The organism is Streptomyces sp. DG1A-41 (assembly GCF_037055355.1).
GTDB lineage: Bacteria > Actinomycetota > Actinomycetes > Streptomycetales > Streptomycetaceae > Streptomyces.
Genome location: NZ_CP146350.1, coordinates 6,954,188 through 6,973,515, shown reverse-complemented (window position 1 = coordinate 6,973,515; position 19,328 = coordinate 6,954,188). Strand labels below are relative to the sequence as shown.

Below are 19,328 nucleotides of genomic sequence, written 5' to 3'. Positions count from 1 at the left end.
TCGGTGTGGACCTCTGGCCCGGGTCGACCGCCGCGTACACCCGCTTCCTTCCCGTACTGAAAACAGGACTTCGGCATCGCCTACGCCCCGGACGAGGAGGGTCCGACGGAGCAGACCAGTGCCCTGCTGCTGGCCCTCCTGGACGACCTTCCCACGGGGGACCGCGGATTCCCTTCGCAGGTGCGGCACTTGGATCTGGCCGGGCTCGTGGAGCGCACACCGCCGCAGCGCCTGCGCACCGCCATCGTGGCCCAACTGTCGTGCCCGGCCTCGAAGACGCGTCTCGACACCTACCCGGAGGTGGCCGCGGCCCTCGACCGGATCCACCGCGGCCTGCCCGTCGACTGTGACCAGGACGGTCCCCTGGGCCTGCGCATGCGCACCCTGGCCGCGGAGGTCCATGCGACCCGGCAGCTGCTACGGGACGACGACACCGCCCCGTGTCCCACGAGGGCCTCACCGCATGGATCGCACGCGACAACGCGGCCCACGCACTGCGCGAGTTCCTCCAACTCCCCCTCCTGGTCGCCCCGGCGACGATCCTCGATCAGCGGGTCTCCCTCCACTGGCGACGAACTCGCCGCCGGCCTGGACGGCGCGTGACGCCCAGGACGTCCGGGCACGTGGTCTCTCCGCAGCCCGGCGCGTCGCAGACGAGGAGGGACCGCCCGGCGAACGCGGGCTGGAAGGCGATGTCGGCGCAGTCCTCCTCGGTGGAGCCGAAGCCGTGCAGGAAGACGACGGGGGCACCGTCGCCGTCCACCCGCACGGCATGTTCAGAGGTCGCGTGCCCGGGCGTGCGAATGTCCCTCCAAGGGGAACGCGGGTGGCGCCGCCGGCAGGAGCGAGGACAGTTCATAACCACACTTCTGCGCGACGCGGCACGAGGCCGTGTTGTCCGCCTGGTGCAGGAGCTCCAGACGGGTCAGTCCGTGGCCGGCGAAGGCCGCGAAGGCCCAGTCCGTCAGCGCCTTCAGGGCCCGGGGAGCGACGCCCCGGCCGCGCGCATGCGCAGCGGTCCAGTAGCCGACCTCCGCCGACGAGGCGCCGGAGGCGACGTTCTTGAGGACGACGTGCCCCACCAACCGCCCCTCGGCGGCATGCTCTCGAACCTCCGAGACGGCGAACGCGAAACGGTGCCCTGCTTCCCAGCCGCCTTGCTGATCCTGGACCCACTGCGCCGCACCGGCACGGTCGTGCACATCCGCACTCGCCCAGCGGCGCAGGGCCCCGTCCCGGTACAGGTCGACGAGGTCCGCGGCGTCGGCCGGATTCCAGGGACGCAGAAGGAGAGCGGGGGCCGATGCCGTGGCCGCGGCGGTCAACCGCGTGATGTTCCCGTCCATCAGGCGAGCGTACGTGGCCGCCAGGCGTGTAACGCTTCTCGCGCCCGTGCCCAAGAACAAGTGAAGTGCCTTTGCGGGACTCCGGTGAACCTCCGACGAGGACCCGGGGAGCCTCCGACGAGAAGGAGTCGTTCGTGGATGGCGTGGAACGGTTACGGGGTGGGCCCGCCGCGGCGGTACGTGACCCTCGGCTCTTCGAGGAGTTCTACCGGCGCCACGTGGACGCGGTCACGCGTTTCGTGGCCCGGCGCGTCGACGATCCGCACACCGCTGCCGACCTGACGGCGGAGATCTTCCTCGCCGTCCTCGACTCGGCCCACTCCTACCGGCCCCGCCTCGGCAGCGAGACGGCGTGGCTGTACGGCATCGCCCGCAACGTCGTGTCGTCGGAGCGCCGCCGGGTCGCCCGCGAGGCGGAACGCGATCTGCGTTTCTCCGGGCGGCGGTTGCTGGAGGCCGACGACATCGCCCGTATCGAGGACAGGCTCGACGCGGAGAGCCCGGGACGGCGCGCCCTGGCCGCGCTGGCGGCTCTTCCCGAAGGCGAGCAGGCCGTCATGGAGCTGATCGCGGTCGACCAGCTCACGGTCACGGAGGCGGCGGCCGCACTGGGCATCCGCCAGGTCACGGCCCGGGTCCGGCTGCACCGGGCGCGCAAGGCGCTGCGGGAAGAGGCGGACGTCAAGGCACCGAAGAGCACTCCCGCGCCACCACGGGCAAGGCCCACGAGTCCCACGGGAGCGGGCACCCCGGACCCGTCGCTGTTGCACGTCGCAAGGGGAGGCGCCCGAGCATGAGGACGACATTCGAGGACCGTCTTCTCGACGAACTGAAGAGGGAGATCCGGCTGCGTGAGAGCGGCGAGACCTGGTCGGGTGACGTCAGGACGGGCGAGCGCGGGACGAAGGCTTCCCTCGGCCGTTTCCTCGCTCGGCTGGCTCCGTTCGCTCCGTTCGCTCCTCGGCGGATCGCGGTCGTCGCGGCGGCCTGTGCGGTGGCCTGGCTCGCCGCGGTGGTCGTGCCCGGTTCGGCGGCCGGCTCGAAGGCGTACGCGGTGGAGCCGGTCGGAGACGGCAGCGTCAAGCTCACCGTGCAGGAGCAGAGCATCGGTGTCGCCGCCCAGCAGGAACTCGCCGACAAGGTCCGCCCGTGGGGCATCGAGGTGACCATTGACCTGCTCCCCGCCGGCTGACGTCTGTGAGCGCAGCAAAGTCTCCCCGGTGGTCGACGCACACGGCCGCCCCCTGATCCTTGACGGCCGCCCCCTGATCCCCGTGAAGGCCGGCTGGGACGTCACCCTGCGCCGGGGCAACGTGCTGGCCTTCGAGAACACCCGGGGCTCCTCCCAGCCCCGCGCGGTCGAGTTCTACGCGACCAAGAGCGAGGCCGAACCCTGCGTTCCGATGAAGGTCTCCCTGTCCGACGTCCGAAGCGGTCGGCGTCGGTGACGTCACGATTACCCGGGTCCGCCGTGCCGGCCGGTCCGTCGCGGCTGGGCTGGCTGGACGCCTTGCGTGGCATCGCGGCACTCGTCGTGGTGTTCGACCACTCGGCGTACACCTTTATGCCGGAGTTCCGGCGGGAGCTGATGCCGGAGTTCAACACCAGCCGCTACGGCATCATGGTGTTCTTCCTGGTGAGCGGCTATATCGTGCCCGCGTCGCTGGAGCGCCGGGGGTGCGTCCGGGCGTTCTGGACCGGACGGTTCTTCCGTGTGTACCCCCTGTGGGCGGCTGTCGTCGCGGCAGCCCTCGTCGCCGGTGTCCTGGGCGTCGCGGAGCTGCCTGACTTCGGCGGGCTGAGCGCCGCCACGGTGGCCGTCGCCCACGTCGCCATGCTCCAGGAGTTGCTGGGGACGCCCAATCTCCTGCTCGTCCTGTGGACGCTCTCGTACGAGATGGCCTTCTACCTGCTGGTCGTCGCTCTCTTCACGGTCCGCCTTCACCAGCGGTCGGCAGCGGTCGCCGTCTTGCTGGCCGTGGTCGCCGCAGTGAGCGTGGCGGCAGGGGTCGTACTGCCGGTCTCCGCCCTCTCGGAGAGGGTCGGCACCGGCCCGCTGGTCGCGTGCACCTCGATCGCCATGGCGATCGCCATCTGCTGTGCGAGCGCCGCGTCACCCGTGCTCCGGGTGGCCGGGGGCGTGCTGGGCGGCGTGGCGGCCCTCGTCCTGGTTCCGCTCAACGGCACGGTTCCCCTCTGGGAGGGCCTGGTGATCCTCGCCGTGATGTTCCTGGGCACCGCCGTCTACCGGGCCGAGCACGGTCAGAGCACCTGGCGACGCGCGGCCCGCGCGGGTGCAATCGTGACCGCCTGTGCCGTGGGCAGTGCGTACGGGTACGGCGACGGCTCCCACTTCACGCGGCGCGGCTGGATCACGGCGTTCCTGCTGGCCGTACTCACCTTCGGTGCCGGACTGGCGTGCCGTCGCCGGCGGATACCGCACCCAATGATCGGACTGGGAACGCTCAGTTACTCGGTCTACTTGCTGCATCCGCTGCTGCTCGCCGTGTTCGACCACACGATCGGCCGGCGGCGGCAGGACCATCCCGTACTCGAAGCCGCCTTCTTCGCCGTGCTGCTGCCGCTGTCTTTGCTGACCCACCGTCACATCGAAGCGCCGGGCCAGGCATGGGGCCAAAAGCTGGCACGCCGTCCCCGCGTGGACGGAACGCCACTCATTCGCATGGATCGTTCGGCCGTTCAGCCTAGAAAAGCCCCACGTCAGACGGCTGTGCCGCCTCAGCGGGACTAGTTTCCGCGGAGTTGGACGCGCACTGCCGATCGAGGAGCCCCATGGCGACACATACCGAACCGGTCGCTCCGGTACCGGCGGCGGAGCGCCGCGGCCCGGGCCAGGTGATCGTCTCCTGGCTGACGACGACGGACCACAAGAAGATCGGGCACCTGTACCTGATCACGTCGTTCGGCTTCTTCCTGATCGCCGGGGCGCTGGCGATGGCCATCCGGGCCGAGCTGGCCCGGCCGGGGATCCAGTGGCTGTCCAACGAGCAGTACAACCAGGCGTTCACCATGCACGGCACGATCATGCTGCTGCTGTTCGCGACGCCGACGTTCGCCGGGTTCGCCAACGCGGTGATGCCGTTGCAGATCGGCTCCCCGGACGTGGCATTCCCTCGGCTGAACATGCTCTCGTACTGGCTGTTCCTCTTCGGCGGTCTGATCGTGCTCGGCAGCCTGCTCACCCCCCAGGGCGCCGCCGACTTCGGCTGGACCGCCTACACCCCGCTCAGCGGCGGGGAGCGCACCCCCCAGGTCGGCGGGGACCTGTGGATCATGGGCCTGGCGCTGTCCGGGTTCGGCACCATCCTCGGCTCCGTCAACTTCATCACCACGATCATCTGCATGCGCGCCCCCGGCATGACCATGTTCCGGATGCCGATCTTCACCTGGAACGTGCTGCTCACCTCGGTGCTGGTGCTGCTGGCGTTCCCGGTGCTGGCCGCCGCGCTGCTGGTGCTGGAGGCCGACCGCCGCTTCGGGGCGCAGGTGTTCAACGCGGAGAACGGCGGCGCGGTCCTCTGGCAGCATCTGTTCTGGTTCTTCGGCCACCCCGAGGTGTACATCCTGGCCCTGCCGTTCTTCGGCGTGATCACCGAGATCATCCCCGTGTTCGCGCGTAAGCCGATCTTCGGTTACACGGGGCTGATCGGCGCCACGATCGCCATCGCCGGGCTGTCCGTGACGGTGTGGGCGCACCACATGTTCGCCACCGGGGCGGTGCTGTTGCCGTTCTTCTCCTTCATGACGTATCTGATCGCCGTGCCGACGGGGGTGAAGTTCTTCAACTGGATCGGCACCATGTGGAAGGGCTCGCTGTCCTTCGAGCCGCCGATGCTGTGGGCGGCCGGCTTCCTGGTCACGTTCCTCTTCGGCGGTCTGACCGGCGTCATCCTCGGCTCGCCGCCCCTGGACTGGCACGTGACCGACTCCTACTTCGTGATCGCGCACTTCCACTACGTGCTCTTCGGCACGATCGTGTTCGCGATGTTCGGCGGCTTCAGCTTCTGGTGGCCGAAGATGACCGGCACGATGCTGGACGAACGCCTCGAGAAGATCCACTTCTGGACGCTCTTCGTGGGCTTCCACACCACGTTCCTGGTGCAGCACTGGCTGGGTGCCGAAGGCATGCCCCGCCGCTACGCCGACTACCTCGCCGCGGACGGTTTCACCGCGCTCAACACCCTCTCGTCGATCGGCGCGTTCCTGCTGGGCCTGTCCACTCTGCCGTTCCTGTACAACGTGTGGAAGACCGCCCAGGAGGGCAAGCGGGTCGAGGTCGACGACCCGTGGGGGTACGGGCGTTCCCTGGAGTGGGCGACCTCGTGTCCGCCCCCGCGGCACAACTTCCTCACCCTGCCGCGCATCCGCTCCGAATCCCCCGCCTTCGACCTGCACCATCCCGACGTGGCCCAGCTGGACGAGGCGGAGAACACCGGCAAACGCGATGTCGTCGAGGCCGACGGGCACAAGGGCGAACGGCCGTGAGACGCGGCGGTCACGAGGCGCCTCACGACGACCAGCGGCACGCGCTGGCCGACGAGGCGGAGGGCTACCTCCTCGCGCACGCCCATCGCGACCAGGCACGTCGCGAGGCCGAAGACCTCTGCGCACGGATGCCGTGGCTGACCATCACCCAAGCAGAGGAACTCACCGGCCACTACATCCGCCGGCGCCTCGACGTCACACGCCAGCTGCTGCACAGCACGGTCCGGCGGGCCGAGGAGCTGCGACAGGAGTACGAGAGCCGCTACGCCGCCCTCCGGCACACCCTGCTCCGCCGCCACGCCGCCTGCGCCTGTGCCGTCCTCGCCTGCGCGGGCGGAGTGAGCGCTCTGACGGTCCTGCTCACCCGCTGACCAGTTCGGGATCGGGTTGCGACTGCCGCGCCGGCACGGCCTTCGTTTCCCACTGACCGGTGGTCCGTACGTAGCCGTAGATCACCGAGGACATCGCCAGAATGAGCAGCGGTCCGAACAGCCACGGACGCTCGGCCATCTCCATCGGCAGATAGCGGTAGGAGAGCAACAGCGCGGTGAAGACCGCCACTCCGTAGGTGACCAGCTGGATTCCCGACCGGTCCCAGCCGCGTTCGAGCGAGCGCAGGGCCGCCTCGATCGTGACCGTGAACACCACGCCGGCCACGAGGTCCACGCCGTAGTGGTAGCCGAAACCCAGCGTCGCGGTGAGTGTGGCGATCAGCCAGAACGTGCCCGCGTAGCGCAGCACGCGCGGGCCCTTGCGGGAATGGATGTAGATCGCGGTGGCCCAAGCCGTGTGCAGGCTGGGCATGCAGTTGCGGGGGGTGATCCCGTCGAACGGTATCTCGTGCGGGACGGCGCTGATCGGCGGCGGCAGGTCCGGCCACAGGTTGGCCACCGCCCAGTGCCCGCCGTCGGCGCCGTAGGCGAAGATCGGTCCGACGACCGGGAAGACCATGTAGATGCCCGGCCCGAGGAGGCCGATGACCAGGAAGGTGCGCACCAGGTGATGGCGCGGGAAGCGGCGCTCGGCCGCCACGTTGCGCAGCTGGTACAGCGCGACGACGACCGCGGCCACCGCCAGTTGGGCGTAGACGTAGTCGAGGGCACGGGCACCGACCGGGCCGGTGGCCGTGACGATCCGGCCCACCAGCCACGACGGGTTGCCCAGCGCGTGGTCGGCGGTCGCCAGGTACGGGTCGAGCACCATCGGGCGGGTCTTCGAGGTGATGAGCAGCCAGGTGTCACCGGTCTTGCGGCCGGCCACCAGCAGCAGGCCCAGCCCGACGCCCTTCAGCAGCAGGACACGTTCCTGGCCGGTGCGCCGCGTCACAGCGATGACCGCAACACCCAGAATCACCCACAACGCGCCGTTGCCGAAGGGATGGCCGTCGGTCAGATCGGCGCCGACCGCCCACCGCGCCACCAGGAAAACGGCGTCGATGCCGATCGCGGCGCCGAACGCGATGAACCGTTGCCGCCGGGTGAGCACCACCATCGTCAGCGCCATGCAGGCGTACAGCAGGAAGCCGGATTTGGGGGCGACGATCACCTCCCGCACCTGGCAGGTGATCGGCCCGGGCAGCCCGTAGCGGCGCGCGGCGATCTCCAGCGCGATGAGAAACCCGAGGACCACCACACCCGCCGTGGCCCACAGCATCGTCCGCGGTCGAGGCCATGCGGCGAACGCCATTCTGCGTCTTAATCGCGAGAAGATCCGCGTTGTTATAGGTATCAATTGTCTTATTCGATGTGTTGGTGGTCATGAGGGTGATCGTGACGCGATCGAACATGCTATCGGAACGGTGCGTGCGGGGTGGGAAAATACAAAGAGTCGCCGACACGACACCGATGATCGTTCAAGCGCCTGCCCAAGCGGCTGAATCAGGTGCGTTGGGGCGTTGCCGCCCCCGACGCACAACCGCCCGCAGCGCGTATGTCCTTGGCGCACCACCAGCCACATGCCGAAATGGCCGGTGCCTCGCGCTATCGATCCGACGGCGCGGTGGAGCGCTCCCGAAGCCGGCCGCCTCCACGTTCCCTCGTGCGTGAAGGACGGACCACCCATGCGTGTACACCCCGGCATCGAGCAGCCCGGAGCGGCTCAGGACGAACCCGTCGCGATCGTCGGAGCCCGCCTGCCGCTTCCCTGGTGCCGTCCGCTCCCTCACCTCGCTCTGGCGGTTGTTGACGGCGCGCCGGGACACGGTGCGGGAGGTGCCCGGCGAGCGGTGGGAGCAGGTGGAGCTGGCCGGTTTCCCGACCAGGTCGCGGCCCGGCTGCGCTACGGCTGCTTCCTCGACGACGTCTACGCCCACGAGCCGGAGTTCACCGGGATCAACGCGCAGGAAGCGCCCCTTCGACCCGTAACACGGGCAGGAGGACGCGCCTCCCGGTGCGGAGCCGGCCGCCACCTCGCGGTCGTATCCAACCGGCCTTTCCCGCCGCCCGTTTCGCCCGACGCCAGGTGACCCTTCGTATGCCTCCTCCTTCCGCCCCCACCCGCACGCCCGGCACCTGGGACGTGATCGTCGTCGGCGCAGACCCGGCAGGCGCCACCGCCGCCCGCGTCGCCGCCGAGAAAGGCTGTGCGACGCTGCTGCTGGAGCGCGTCGCCATTCCCCGCTACAAAACCTGCGGCGGCGGCCTCATCGAAGCATCCCTCGCCGCCCTGCCCCCGGCCTGGCCACGCCCTTGGTACGCGGCGCCACCGTCCTGGCCGCCCGGCTCCCCCGGGACCGCGAGAGTACTTCTCTGTGAGCGCCCGCCGTGCCCGGTGGCGGCACCGCTCAGGCAGCCGGACGGCTGGTGAATACACTCTGCCTCATGTCGAAGCCTGACGAGCTGCTGGTTGAAGTCGCCGCCCTGGTGGAATCCGGGCAGAGCAATCAGATGTCCCTGACCGTGGTCACCGGCGGTGCTGTCATCACCGGTCGACTGGCTCCAGAAGCGGTGTGGAGGCAGAGGGTGTCGGACGTGCTCACGGATTCGGAGCGCTTGGGCGAGTTCTCCGCCGTCTTCGGCGCTCCTGTGAAGAACGGGCCGCCCACGCATCTTCACTTCCATGTCGCCCGCATCCTTCAGGGCACCGTGGGGATCCCGGAGACGGGCGGAATGTACCGCGTCGCGATCGAAGAGGTCAGCGCCTGGACCGTGGGCGACTTCAGCTATTCCGACCGCTGAGCGATCAGTTCAGAAGCTCTTCCCGGCCGGTTCGAGGATCGCCACGCCTTCCTTGCCAGGTCCCATGCCTCGACAGTGAAGGCCCTTCCTCCTCTCCCTCCGGTGCGGGCCTGAAGCCGCCACGGCCCGTCACCGACGGGATAGAACCTGAGAGTGAGGGCCTGGCCGGTGGACAGGTAGACCTCGGCGATCGAGCGGTCCACGACGACACGCAGTTCGACAGGAGCGCCGGGGGCCTTCAGGGCCGGGCTCGGGAGAGCGTACGCGCCTGCTTGCGCTCGTGCGTCCAGTGACGCGTGGCTGCGGTCGACGATGAGATGGCCGGCGGTGGGGTCGAGGCTGATGTCGAGATACTCGGCTCCGTCCGAGGACGTGATCAGGCGCAGACCGCTCGTCCCGGTGGGGTCGGGGGTCAGGACGGCGGTGAGGTCGAAAGTGCGGCCGACCTCCCCCAGCTCGGTCGGACGGGACGGGGTGACCTGTCCCGTGTGGTGCACGACGCGATCCCCCCGCAGGGCGAGCAGTTCACGGGCCGGACGCTGGCCGACCGTACCGTCGTCGGCCAGGGTGAGTTCGCGCGGGAGGGTGAGGACCCCTGCCCAACCGGCCTCGCCTGACCAGGAGTCGGCGCGGGCCTCCCACGACCAGCCCCACAGCAGCCATCGGTCTTCGTCAGGGGTTTTGAGCAGAGCCGGCGCATAGAAGTCCGGGCCGTGGTCCAGTCGTACGGGAGAGGCCGTGGCCGTGAATCGGCCGTGTTCCTCCCGGCCGGCGTGTACCGTCACGTGGCTCGGGCCGCCCTGCTCAGTCCAGTCGCTGACGACCAGGACGCCGCGGTCGCCGAAGGTCGCGTACTGGGGGCATTCCCAGCCGACCGGGTCGGCAGTCCCGGCGGGGCTGCTGGTGTGGAAGGGGCCGAGGTGAACCCAGTGCTCCAGGTCCCCGGACTCGTAGAGCTGCGCCGCTCCGCGGCCGTCGGCGAGGGCGGAGCCGACGAGCATCCGCCAGCGGCCGTCCTGCTGCCAGACGTAGGGGTCCCGGTACATGGTCGTCTCCGCGGGCGGCTGCGGGATGAGCAACTCCGGCCGCTTGGTCCAGGTGTAACCGCCGTCGGTCGACTGGGCGGTCGCGACCGGCTGCCACCAGCGGTCGTCGCGGTGGGCGGAGTAGAAGGCGACGAGTCGGCCGTCGACGGAGACGGCGTTGCCGGAGAAGCAGCCGTCCGTGTCGTGGCCGCCGGGGGTGGGGGCGAGGGCCACCGGGAGTTCCTCCCAGGTGATCAGGTCGGGGCTGCGGAAGTGGCCCCAGTGGATGGTCGCGTGCCGCGGGGCGTACGGGTTGTACTGGAAGAACACGTGGTACTGGCCGTCGTGGAAGACCAGCCCGTTGGGATCGTTGATCCAGTTGCGGGGCGGGCGCACGTGTACGGCGGGCAGGTGGGGGTCGGCGGGGGGCGTGGACACACGGGGCCTTTCGAAGGGCGCGCGAAGCGCGGGCGTGGAAGCGGAAGGGGGCATCGGGCTCAGCCCTTGACGCCGCTGGAGGCGATGCTGCTGACGAAGGCCCGCTGGAACGCCACGAACAGGGCGAGCACCGGCACGGTGATCATCGAGGAGTAGGCCATGATCTCGCCCCAGGAGGGGTTGAGCTGGAAGAAGTAGTCGATGCCGACCATGACGGGCCGCAGTTCCTCGCTCTGGACGACCATCAGCGGCCACAGGTATTGGTTCCACATGGGCAGGAAGGCCAGGATGGCCACCGTGGCGATCGCCGGGCCGGACAGCGGCATGACGATGCGTCGGTAGATGCCGAACCAGCTCGCCCCGTCGATGACCGCCGCTTCGTCGAGCTCCTTGGGGATGCTCTGGAAGTACTGGTGGAACAGGAAGATGAACATGGCGTTGCCGATGAACGGCAGGATCTGCACCTGGTAGGTGTCGAGCCAGCCTTCCGTCACGACGATCCGGCCGCCCTCCAGCTGGAGCCAGGGCAGTTTGTTGACCCACCAGACCATCGGCAGGGCGAAGGTCTCGAACGGCACGATCAGCGTCGCGATCACGGCGGTGAGGACGATCTTCTTTCCGCGCCAGCGCATCCGGGACAGCGCGAACGCCGCGAGGCTGTTGATGAAGACGCTCAGCGCCACCGTGACGGCCGAGATCCCGATCGAGTTGAGCAGGAAGCGCGTGGCGGGCACCCGGTCGAAGACCCCGGTGTAGTTGTCCAGGGAGAGATGGCCGACCGGCAGGAACGCCTGGATGCCGTCGAGGTCGCCGAAGATCTGCCCGTCGGGCTTGAACGACGACACCAGCATGAAGACGATCGGGAACGAGAAGAACAGCGCGAGCGCGACGCGTGCCGTCTGCACACCGATCCGGCGCGGTGACGGCCTCCGGCGGCGGCCCGGGCGGGCGGGAGCAGGGGATACGGAGGTCATGTCAGTCCTTCTCCCGGGTGAGGAAGCGCTGGACGAGGGAGACCGCCAGCACCAGAACGAAGAAGACGAGGGAGATCGCGGACGCGTATCCGGTCTGCTGCTGGCTGTAGCCGGTCCGCACCGCCTGGTAGACGACCGTGCTGGTGGCGTCCAAGGGCCCGCCTTGCGTCATCACGGCGACCTGGGTGAACAGGGCGAACGCGTTGATGGTGATGGTGATGAGCACGAAGGTGCGGGTGGCCTTGAGGCCGGGCCACGTCACGTGCCGGAAGCGGACCCAGCGGGTGGCGCCGTCCATGTCGGCCGCCTCGTACAGCTCCTGAGGGATGGTCTGGAGTCCGGCCAGCCAGATGATCATGTGGAAGCCGACGCCCTGCCAGACGGACATGACGATGATGGCGGGCATGGCAGTGGACGGGTCGGTCAGCCAGTCCGGTCCCTGGACCTGGCCGAAGGTGAGGTGGGAGATGATCTCGTTGACCAGCCCGGTCTTCTGGTACAGCAGCGTCCACAGGATGGAGACGACGACCATCGAGGTGACGACGGGGAGGAAGTAGACGGTGCGGAAGAAGTTGACGCCCTTGACCTTGGCGTTGACGAGCAGGGCGAGCAGCAGCGCCAGGCCCCCCTGGAGCGGGACGATGACGGCGGCGAAGTAGAAGGTGTTCCGCAGCGACTTGTAGAACAGCGGGTCGTCCAGCAGGGTGCGGAAGTTGCGAAGTCCCGTGAACTGGGCGGGGACCGGGGAGATCAGGCGGGCGTTGGTGAACGCCAGGGCGAAGGCCAGCACCACGGGGATGACGATGAACATCACCAGCAGGAACACGGCGGGGCTGACCATGCCGAGCGCGGCGAGGCTCTCTCTGCGCCGGGCGCGCCTGCGGGTCGGCGGCTTGGCCTTCGGGGAGGCGTCGGTCTCCCCGGGCCGGGTGGACATGGAGGTCATTGTGGTGGCCATGGGACATCCAGGCAGGTATGTGTTCCCGGCGGAGGCGGAAGGGTTGAACCGGCTTTTGCCGTCCGCCGGGAGGGGCGGGCGCGGTCAGCTGCCGGTGGCGTAGTAGCCGTTGCTCGACAGGTTGTTGTCGATCTCTCCGGCCGCCTGGTCGAGGGCGCCCTTGACGTCGGCGCCGGCCAGGATGTCCCGAGCCGTCTTGGCGAACACCGTGGAGATGTAGGGGTAGGCCGGGGTGACGGGCCGGACCACCGCGAACTGCTGTGCCGCCTTGAGGAAGATGTTGAACCGGCCGCCCGCTTCGTAGCCCTTCACCTGCTGCGCCGCCGCGTTGGTGGCGGGAATGGTGTTGGTGGCCTTGGCGAAGTCCACGAAGTACTTCGTCTGCCGGGAGAAGTTCAGGTACGCCTGGGCGCCTTCCTTGTTGGAGCAGGTCGAGCTCATGCCCCACTGCCAGGACGCTCCGCCGATCTTCGGTCCGTTGCCGAAGTCGACCGGCGGGAGGATCGCGAGGTCGCTGCCGAACTTGTCGACGTTGGCCTGGGCCGACCAGCTGCCGTCCCACTGGATGGCGGTCTTGCCGTTGCGGAAGTCGTCGGCCGGGCTCTTGCTGGACTTCTGTGGTGCGTAGCCCTTCGTGACCAGCGAGCGGAACCACTTGCCCCACTCGACGGCCTTCTCACCGTTCAGCGTGCCCTTGGCGGTCTTGTAGTCCGAGCGGTCGATCAGATCCCCGCCGAAGCTCTGGAGCATCGGGGAGTAGGCGTACGGCCACCACTCGCCGGGGTCGCCCGTACCGAGGTCCAGGGTGTTCTTGAACGTGCCGCCCTCCTTGATCTTGGCGAGCGCGTCCATGAACTCGTTCTTGGTCCAGGGCTTGTCGAAGGTGGGCACGCGGATGCCGTACTCCTTCAGCACCGACTTGCGGGAGTACAGGGTCAGTGCCACGTCGTAGAAGCCGAACGCGTAGGTCTTGTCCTGGTAGGTGGCGACCGTGCTGGGCAGTTGGTCCTTCACGGCGACCTTGCCCGTGGACAGGTCCAGCGGCGCGAGGTACCCGCCCCAGGCCCAGTTCGGGACGTTGGGGCCGTCGACGTCGAGAACGCACGGCAGCTTCTTGGCGGAGGCCGCGGCCACCACCGAGTCGTTGTAGGAACCCTGCGGGAATGCCTGGATCTTGACCTTGTACGTGCCCTGGCTGGCGTTGAAGTCCTTGACGATCTTCTTCACGACGTCGTACTCGGCGGCGTTGCCGGCATTGTGCGTCCACAGGGTCAGCGTGTTGCCGTCGGCGCCCGACGAGCCGGCGCTCCCGCTGCCGCCGCACCCGGCCACGAGCGCTGCCGCGGTCAGGGCGGCTATGCTCGATGCCGTGAGGCGCCTGGTTCTCGACTCCACTGGGTTCACTGGGTCCTCCAATGTCACTGGGCACGGTCCTGGCAGACCGTGCCGGCGGCCGCTGCTGACGGCCGTCTGTATCGGTGGTGCTTCGCCGTTCCGGGGTCAGAGTCGGGGCGGCGAAGCGACCGATGCCCGTGCCACCAGCGGGCAGGGCAGCATTTCCTGAGCAGCCGGACCAGGCTCCCGGCCCGGGGCGCCCGTGAGCGCGAGCAGTTGTGCGACGGCCCGCGCCCCCATCTCGTAGTGCGGCAGGGCGACGGTGGTCAGCCCGGGGAACAAGCCGTCACAGATCAGGTCCTGGTTGTCGAAGCCGATGACCGACAGGTCGTCGGGGATCGACAGTCCCAGTTCGGCGGCGGCGCGGTAGACGCCCATCGCCATCCGGTCGGCGAAACAGAACAGCGCGGTGGGCCGTTCCTCCGACTGCAACAGCCGGAGCGCGGACCGGTATCCGCCGACGGCATCGCTGGTCTCCGCCACCACCAGCCGCGGGTCCTCGGCGATCCCCGCTTCCGCGAGGACGCCGCGGTAGCCCTCGAGGCGCCCGTGGGTGGCCGGGATGTCGTCGACGTTGTTGAGGAAGCCGATCCGGCGGTGGCCGTGGCGGACCAGCTCGCGCACCGCCGTGCGACCGCCCAGGACCTCGTCCGGTACGACCGAGGGCACCCCGGGGTCGTCCGAGCGCGCGTCCAACAGCACCGTGGGGACCGACCGCAGCCGCTCCGGCAGCTCCACGACCCGGTGGTACATGGACGCGTAGAGCACGCCGTCGACCTGGCGCTGGAGCAGCAGGTCGATCTCCTTGCGCTCCAGCTCGGGGTCGCCGCCGGTGTTGAGCATGAGCAGCAGCAGGTCGTGCTTGGCCGCTTCCTCCTGCGCTCCGAGGATGATCCGGCCGGCGTGCGGGGTGGTGGCGATCTGGTCGCTGACGAAGCCGATCGTGTGCGACCGCTTCAGGCGCAGCCCCCGCGCCAGCCCATTGGGTGCGTAACCCAGTTCCCGGGCCGTTTCGAGAACGCGCTGCCGGGTCTCGGCGTTGATGCGCTTGCCCTCGACCTCGTTGAGGATGTGGGAGACGGTCGTGGCCGAGACGCCCGCGGCTGCCGCCACGTCCTTGATGCCGATCCGCCTGCCCATGTCGTGCCCAATCGTTTTGGCAAGTGAGTGCGGGATGAGATTGCGCCTCACGGAGCGCCCCTGTCAACGGCTTGTTACGAACTCGTGGCCGAGTACCGTGTGCCGGCCGGCCCGCGAGGCGGGCCGGCCCGGTCAGGCCACCGGATCGAGGAAGGTCAGCACGGAGGCGTCCTCCTCGATCAGAGGAGCGAGTGCGGTGTTGAACGGGCCGCCGTACGGGGCCTTCAGGTGTGCCTGGAAGGCGTCCTCGTCCCGGTACACCTCGAAGATCCAGTAAGCGCGCGGGCTGGCCTCTTTGGTGTAGACGTCGAAGGCGAGGTTGCCCTCTTCCTCGCGCACCTTCTCGGCGTACTCCAGGATCAGGCGTGTGACCTCGTCCTCCGCTCCCTCGCGGGCGGTGAACTCGGCAAGCAGGGTTTTCTTCATGGTCTCGCGTCCTTGTCAGTCGTGGGCGGAGTCGAGGTGCCAGACGACGGCCTTGTCCAGGTTCACCGAGCCGTTCTCGGCGAAGACCTCCACTCCCTGGCTGGCCGGGTCGGGGAAGATCTGGTCGGTGATCACGGCCTCGCCGTTGCCGCCGAAGACCTCGACGGACGACCAGTCGACGAGGATCCGCAGCTTGACCTTGCCGTTCTCGGGCTTCAGTGGTGCTGTCTGGACGCCGGGGAAGGTGCTGTTGAAGTCCACGGCGCCGGAGCGGGTGCGGTCGACGTACAGCTCCTGTGTCGTGGTGTCGTAGCCGATGACGGTCTCCTCGCCCCTGGCACCCGTGCGCACCTTCAGGCCGAAGCGTTCGGCGTCCTTGAGGGAGAAGGTCGCCTCGATGTCGAGTGCCTTGCCCTCGGCCGCAGGACCGATCAGGGGCTTCGTCGCGCTCTTGACGGTGACACCGGACGCCGTTGCCGGCCCGCTCTGCCGGAGGGACTCCAGGCTGCCCACGGGCTTGCTGGTCAGCCGGATCCGGCCGTTGACGGTACGCAGTGCCATTTCCCGCGGAATGCTTTGCGCGCCGCGCCAGGGGGAGGTGGGGATGGCGCCGCTGTAGTCCCAGTTGTTCATCCATCCGATCATGTAGCGCTTGCCGCCCGGTGCGTTCTCCCAGGACACGGCCGCGTAGTAGTCCTTGCCGTAGTCGGCCCAGTCGGCGCGCTGCACGACGGACTTGGCGGGGGCGTCGGCGGCGGTGAACCGGTCGGCCAGGATGTGGCCCCAGCCGGCGGTGTTCATGTCGACGATCTGTATCCGCGCCTTCTTGCCGGCGTAGGGACGCAGGTCGAAGGACGCCCAGTCCAGGGCCTCGCTGTTGGAGCCGGTGGCGCTGCGGACGACCTGGCCGTCGACGACCAGGTTGACGGACGTCTCCTGGGAGACGGGCTGGGCCTTGGCGTCGGACAGCACGATGTGGTCGACGTTGATGTGGCCCCAGCCGCCGGTGTTGTCGTCGACGATCCTGATCCGCGCCTTCTTGCCGGCGAGGTCCTTGACGTCCCAGGAGGACCAGTTGAGCGCCTCGGCGTCCTTTCCGGTCGTGCTGCGGACGACTTGGCCGTCCACGAGGAGCTCGACGGCGGTGGGGTTGCCGGAGCCGACGGGGTGGTTGCCGCCGCCGACGAGGAAGTTGACGTAGTCCTTGTCGATGGTGAACTCCGGCGAGGTGAGGGTGCCCGTGGTGGAGTCGCCGTTCAGGTAGCTGTTGACCAGGCCGCTGCCCAGGAATCCGGAGACTTCCTGCTGGTTGGGGAGGGTGCCGGTGGCCGGTGCCGAGCCGAAGGCGTCTCCGGTCGTCGTCCAGTCGCCGTAGCTGCCGCCTTCGAAGTCGGCGAGGACCGTGCCCGCGGGCGGGTCTGCCTCCTCCAGGAGCGTCCCGGGCTCGTGCGGGTGCCGTCCGCCTCCGACCTTGAAGTTCAGGTAGCGGCTGTCGACGGTGAACTCGGGCGAGGTGAGGATGCCGGTGGTCGCGTCACCGCCGTGGAAGCTGTTGGCGAGGCCCTTGCCGTCGAAGCCTTCGACGGTTCCCTGCCCTGCCACCGCCCCGGCCGCCGGTCCGTCGCCGAACGCGGTGCCGGTGGCCGTCCACGCGCCGAAGTCGGTGCCCTCGAAGTCCTGCATCACCGTGCCGGAGGGCGGGGTGTAGGTGCCCTTGTCCTCGGCGGTGAACTTCCTGCCGTCGAAGTCGCCGATGAAGTACTGGGCGGCCGAACCGCCCGCGATACCACCGGGGTTGATGTTGACGACCAGGACCCACTTGATGTTGTTCTTGTCCCCGTCGACCGCGAGGGGGAACAGGTCGGGGCACTCCCACACGCCACCCGTCGCGCCGGCCGGCCCGAACTCGCTCTGGAGCTTCCAGTCCTTGAGGTTCCTGGACGAGTAGAACTGCACCTTGTGCTCGGCGGACAGCGACACCGTCATCAGCCAGCTCTTGGTCGGCGCGTACCACTGGACCTTGGGATCGCGGAACTCCCTGGAGCCGATGTCGATGACCGGGTTGCCCTGGTACTTGGTCCAGGTGCGGCCGCGGTCGGTGCTGTAGGCGAGCGACTGGGCCTGTACGCCCGTGCCCTTGTCGTAGCTGGTGTAGATCGCCACCATGGGCGGGTTCTTCTCGGTACCAAAGCCGGTGGTGTTGTTCCAGTCGACGACCGCGCTGCCGGAGAACACCATCTCCTCGTCGTCGTGCGACAGGGCGAGAGGCAGCTCCTTCCAGTGCACGAGGTCCCGGCTCACCGCGTGCCCCCAGGACATGTCGCCCCAGGAGTTGCCGTTGGGGTTGTACTGGTAGAAGAGGTGGTACTCGCCCTTGTAGTACACGAGGCCGTTGGGATCGTTCATCCAGTTCTTCTCCGGAGTGAAGTGGAACTGGGGCCGGTAGGTCTCGGAGTACGGCGGCGTGTCGGCGGCGACGGCCTGCGGGGCCGGCGGGGCCGCGGACAGCGCGCAGACGGTGGCCACCGCCGCCATCATCCGTATACGGGCATGCCGGGATACACGTCCTGAGCTCATGGTGTCTCCTGTGCCGTGGCCGTCCGCGCGCAGCGGAGCCTGGATTCCGGCGCGGAACCGACCGAAGGGTGACGCCTTCTCAGCGCCGTCGTCCATGGCGCCGAGAGGGAAAGGAGGTGTCATCGTTGACTTGTGTCATCGATGACATCGAGTGGCCCGATGATGGCCGCCATCCGGCCGACGCGTCAACGGTTCGGCCGGGATGTCGGCTGCGCGACTTGTAAGTCCGTCATACGCGATCGGCCGTGGCGAGCTGCTCCAGCTGGTTCCGCCACGGGGGGTTGGGCCGGCGACCGAGCAGGTCAGGGCCGCGACGCGGGTGGCGAACCGGCAGGCTTCCGCGACATCGTCGAGGCGGAGTTCCGTCAGCCGGCCACCGAGCAGGCCGCGGGCGCCCAGGTGGTGCAGCAGCCCGGCGGTGAACGAGTCCCCCGCCCCGACCGTGTCGGCGACGCTCGTCGGCACGGCAGGCACCTGGACACGTTCGCCGTCGAGCGAGGCCAGGGCGCCGTCGGCACCACGCGTGATCACCACGAGCCGCGCCCCGGAGGCGTGCCAGATGTCGCAGGCCTCCTCGGGCGGCGTGCCCGGCAGCAGGAGTTCCAGGTCGTCCTCGCTGAGCCTCAGTACGTCGGCGAGGCCGCACCAGTGCGCCAGCCGGGCGCGGTAGACGTCGGGGTGGACCAGCAGCGGCCGGACGTTGGGGTCGATGCTGATGGTCGCGTGAGGGGAGGCCGCCGCCAGGAAGTCCTCCACCACCGCCGCCCCGGGCGCCTGGACCAGGGCCAGGGATCCGGTGTGCACGCAGGCGGTCCGGGACAAATCCACCCGTGCCAGCTCCTCAGCCGTCCACTGCCAGTCGGCCGTGTTCTGCGCATGGAAGGAGAACGCGGCCTGCCCCCTGGCGTCCAGTTCCGCCACGGCCAGCGTGCTGGGTTCCGCCGCCGTGACGGCGCTCGACAGGTCCACTCCCGATGTCTCCAGGTGTGCGCGGAACAGGCGGCCGAACACATCGCCCGACAGCCGCGCGAGGAAGCGGGCCGGGGTGCCGAGCCGGGCCAGTGACACGGCCGTGTTCGCAGGTCCGCCGCCCGGCAGCACACGCAGGGCGAGTTCGTTCGAGGCGCCCCCGGGTTCGGCGAACGCGTCCGCGACGCACTCCCCCAGGACGGTGATCTGACGCGGGCTCATGGGCTGCTCTTCTCTGACGAACGGAGGGGCACACCGGGCGTCGTGGTGCGGCTGCCGGATCGCCACGGTGGAGCGGCCGCGAGCGTTGCCGATTTGTGACGAGTGCAAGGCATTGACGTTTCCGGGAGACGGAGTCCATCATCCTCGCCATGCAGTGTCAACGATGACATAAGTCA

Annotated in this window: 17 protein-coding genes and 2 pseudogenes; 9 read left to right on the top strand and 10 right to left on the bottom strand. The window is 69.0% G+C overall.

Features of this window, described 5'->3' with window-relative positions; genetic code table 11:
* Positions 1-180: 180 nt before the first annotated feature.
* Positions 181-603: a hypothetical protein gene (locus V8690_RS32560; protein ID WP_338783664.1), complete on the top strand. Its 423-nt coding sequence runs from the start codon at positions 181-183 to the stop codon at positions 601-603.
* A gap of 173 nt (positions 604-776) precedes the next feature.
* Here the strand turns inward: V8690_RS32560 and V8690_RS32555 are convergent, their stop codons facing one another.
* A complete protein-coding gene (locus V8690_RS32555; protein WP_338783663.1) occupies positions 777-1,346 on the bottom strand; it encodes a GNAT family N-acetyltransferase in 570 nt (189 codons plus the stop codon).
* A gap of 134 nt (positions 1,347-1,480) precedes the next feature.
* Between V8690_RS32555 and V8690_RS32550 the strand changes: the two genes are divergently transcribed.
* Genes V8690_RS32550 through V8690_RS32525 form a run of 6 tightly spaced genes read left to right on the top strand, consistent with a single transcriptional unit; the run spans position 1,481 to position 6,223 of the window.
* Positions 1,481-2,143, top strand: coding sequence for a sigma-70 family RNA polymerase sigma factor (locus tag V8690_RS32550; protein WP_338783662.1), 663 nt, complete (start codon positions 1,481-1,483; stop codon positions 2,141-2,143).
* Positions 2,140-2,538 (top strand): hypothetical protein, encoded by a 399-nt coding sequence (locus tag V8690_RS32545; protein WP_338783661.1) that lies wholly within the window; start codon positions 2,140-2,142, stop codon positions 2,536-2,538. The genes V8690_RS32550 and V8690_RS32545 overlap by 4 nt, the downstream gene beginning before the upstream one ends.
* Before the next feature lie 28 nt (positions 2,539-2,566).
* Positions 2,567-2,794: a hypothetical protein gene (locus V8690_RS32540; RefSeq protein ID WP_338783660.1), complete on the top strand. Its 228-nt coding sequence runs from the start codon at positions 2,567-2,569 to the stop codon at positions 2,792-2,794.
* Between the two features lie 23 nt (positions 2,795-2,817).
* Positions 2,818-4,098 carry an acyltransferase gene (locus V8690_RS32535; protein ID WP_338783659.1) on the top strand — a complete coding sequence of 427 codons (1,281 nt, stop codon included), beginning with the start codon at positions 2,818-2,820 and terminating at the stop codon, positions 4,096-4,098.
* Between the two features lie 41 nt (positions 4,099-4,139).
* Positions 4,140-5,852, top strand: a complete 1,713-nt coding sequence (gene ctaD / locus V8690_RS32530) for a cytochrome c oxidase subunit I (protein ID WP_338783658.1) — start codon at positions 4,140-4,142, stop codon at positions 5,850-5,852.
* A complete protein-coding gene (locus V8690_RS32525; RefSeq protein ID WP_338783657.1) occupies positions 5,849-6,223 on the top strand; it encodes a hypothetical protein in 375 nt (124 codons plus the stop codon). Before ctaD ends, V8690_RS32525 begins: the two co-directional genes overlap by 4 nt.
* Here the strand turns inward: V8690_RS32525 and V8690_RS32520 are convergent.
* Complete coding sequence (locus tag V8690_RS32520) at positions 6,213-7,505, bottom strand: phosphatase PAP2 family protein (protein ID WP_338785529.1); 1,293 nt, start codon at positions 7,503-7,505, stop codon at positions 6,213-6,215. The two genes, V8690_RS32525 and V8690_RS32520, sit on opposite strands and share 11 nt — an antisense overlap.
* Before the next feature lie 819 nt (positions 7,506-8,324).
* Between V8690_RS32520 and V8690_RS32515 the strand changes: the two are divergent.
* Both V8690_RS32515 and V8690_RS32510 read left to right on the top strand, forming a co-directional pair.
* Positions 8,325-8,531 (top strand): annotated as a pseudogene (locus V8690_RS32515) (FAD-dependent oxidoreductase); the annotation flags it as partial.
* A gap of 140 nt (positions 8,532-8,671) precedes the next feature.
* Entirely contained in the window at positions 8,672-9,028 is a 357-nt protein-coding gene (locus tag V8690_RS32510; RefSeq protein ID WP_338783656.1) for a hypothetical protein, read from the top strand.
* On the opposite strand, the gene V8690_RS32505 is transcribed toward V8690_RS32510, so the two are convergent.
* The 8 genes and pseudogenes from V8690_RS32505 to V8690_RS32470 form a co-directional block, all read right to left on the bottom strand.
* On the bottom strand, positions 9,013-10,491 hold the full coding sequence (locus V8690_RS32505) for a glycoside hydrolase family 32 protein (RefSeq protein WP_338783655.1): 1,479 nt from the start codon (positions 10,489-10,491) through the stop codon (positions 9,013-9,015). The genes V8690_RS32510 and V8690_RS32505 overlap by 16 nt on opposite strands.
* Before the next feature lie 59 nt (positions 10,492-10,550).
* The gene (locus V8690_RS32500; RefSeq protein ID WP_338783654.1) at positions 10,551-11,465 is read right to left on the bottom strand and encodes a carbohydrate ABC transporter permease; all 915 of its coding nucleotides are present in this window, start codon (positions 11,463-11,465) and stop codon (positions 10,551-10,553) included.
* Between the two features lies 1 nt (position 11,466).
* Positions 11,467-12,402 carry a sugar ABC transporter permease gene (locus V8690_RS32495; RefSeq protein WP_338783653.1) on the bottom strand — a complete coding sequence of 312 codons (936 nt, stop codon included), beginning with the start codon at positions 12,400-12,402 and terminating at the stop codon, positions 11,467-11,469.
* A 105-nt stretch (positions 12,403-12,507) separates the two neighbouring features.
* Positions 12,508-13,818 (bottom strand): sugar ABC transporter substrate-binding protein, encoded by a 1,311-nt coding sequence (locus V8690_RS32490; RefSeq protein WP_338783652.1) that lies wholly within the window; start codon positions 13,816-13,818, stop codon positions 12,508-12,510.
* A 105-nt stretch (positions 13,819-13,923) separates the two neighbouring features.
* Complete coding sequence (locus V8690_RS32485; RefSeq protein WP_338783651.1) at positions 13,924-14,958, bottom strand: LacI family DNA-binding transcriptional regulator; 1,035 nt, start codon at positions 14,956-14,958, stop codon at positions 13,924-13,926.
* A gap of 132 nt (positions 14,959-15,090) precedes the next feature.
* Positions 15,091-15,384 carry a putative quinol monooxygenase gene (locus V8690_RS32480; RefSeq protein ID WP_338783650.1) on the bottom strand — a complete coding sequence of 98 codons (294 nt, stop codon included), beginning with the start codon at positions 15,382-15,384 and terminating at the stop codon, positions 15,091-15,093.
* Between the two features lie 15 nt (positions 15,385-15,399).
* Positions 15,400-17,961: a GH32 C-terminal domain-containing protein gene (locus V8690_RS32475; RefSeq protein WP_338783649.1), complete on the bottom strand. Its 2,562-nt coding sequence runs from the start codon at positions 17,959-17,961 to the stop codon at positions 15,400-15,402.
* Between the two features lie 229 nt (positions 17,962-18,190).
* Positions 18,191-19,152, bottom strand: a pseudogene (locus V8690_RS32470) (carbohydrate kinase).
* Between the last annotated feature and the right edge of the window lie 176 nt (positions 19,153-19,328).

What these genes read in the sequence shown, in the direction of transcription:
- V8690_RS32555 (WP_338783663.1), bottom strand. Translation starts at nt 1,346, where the DNA reads ATGGACGGGAACATCACGCGGTTGACCGCCGCGGCCACGGCATCGGCC.
- V8690_RS32545 (WP_338783661.1), top strand. Translation starts at nt 2,140, where the DNA reads ATGAGGACGACATTCGAGGACCGTCTTCTCGACGAACTGAAGAGGGAG.
- ctaD (WP_338783658.1), top strand. Translation starts at nt 4,140, where the DNA reads ATGGCGACACATACCGAACCGGTCGCTCCGGTACCGGCGGCGGAGCGC.
- V8690_RS32520 (WP_338785529.1), bottom strand. Translation starts at nt 7,505, where the DNA reads ATGCTGTGGGCCACGGCGGGTGTGGTGGTCCTCGGGTTTCTCATCGCG.
- V8690_RS32510 (WP_338783656.1), top strand. Translation starts at nt 8,672, where the DNA reads ATGTCGAAGCCTGACGAGCTGCTGGTTGAAGTCGCCGCCCTGGTGGAA.
- V8690_RS32500 (WP_338783654.1), bottom strand. Translation starts at nt 11,465, where the DNA reads ATGACCTCCGTATCCCCTGCTCCCGCCCGCCCGGGCCGCCGCCGGAGG.
- V8690_RS32495 (WP_338783653.1), bottom strand. Translation starts at nt 12,402, where the DNA reads ATGTCCACCCGGCCCGGGGAGACCGACGCCTCCCCGAAGGCCAAGCCG.
- V8690_RS32485 (WP_338783651.1), bottom strand. Translation starts at nt 14,958, where the DNA reads ATGGGCAGGCGGATCGGCATCAAGGACGTGGCGGCAGCCGCGGGCGTC.
- V8690_RS32480 (WP_338783650.1), bottom strand. Translation starts at nt 15,384, where the DNA reads ATGAAGAAAACCCTGCTTGCCGAGTTCACCGCCCGCGAGGGAGCGGAG.
- V8690_RS32475 (WP_338783649.1), bottom strand. Translation starts at nt 17,961, where the DNA reads ATGAGCTCAGGACGTGTATCCCGGCATGCCCGTATACGGATGATGGCG.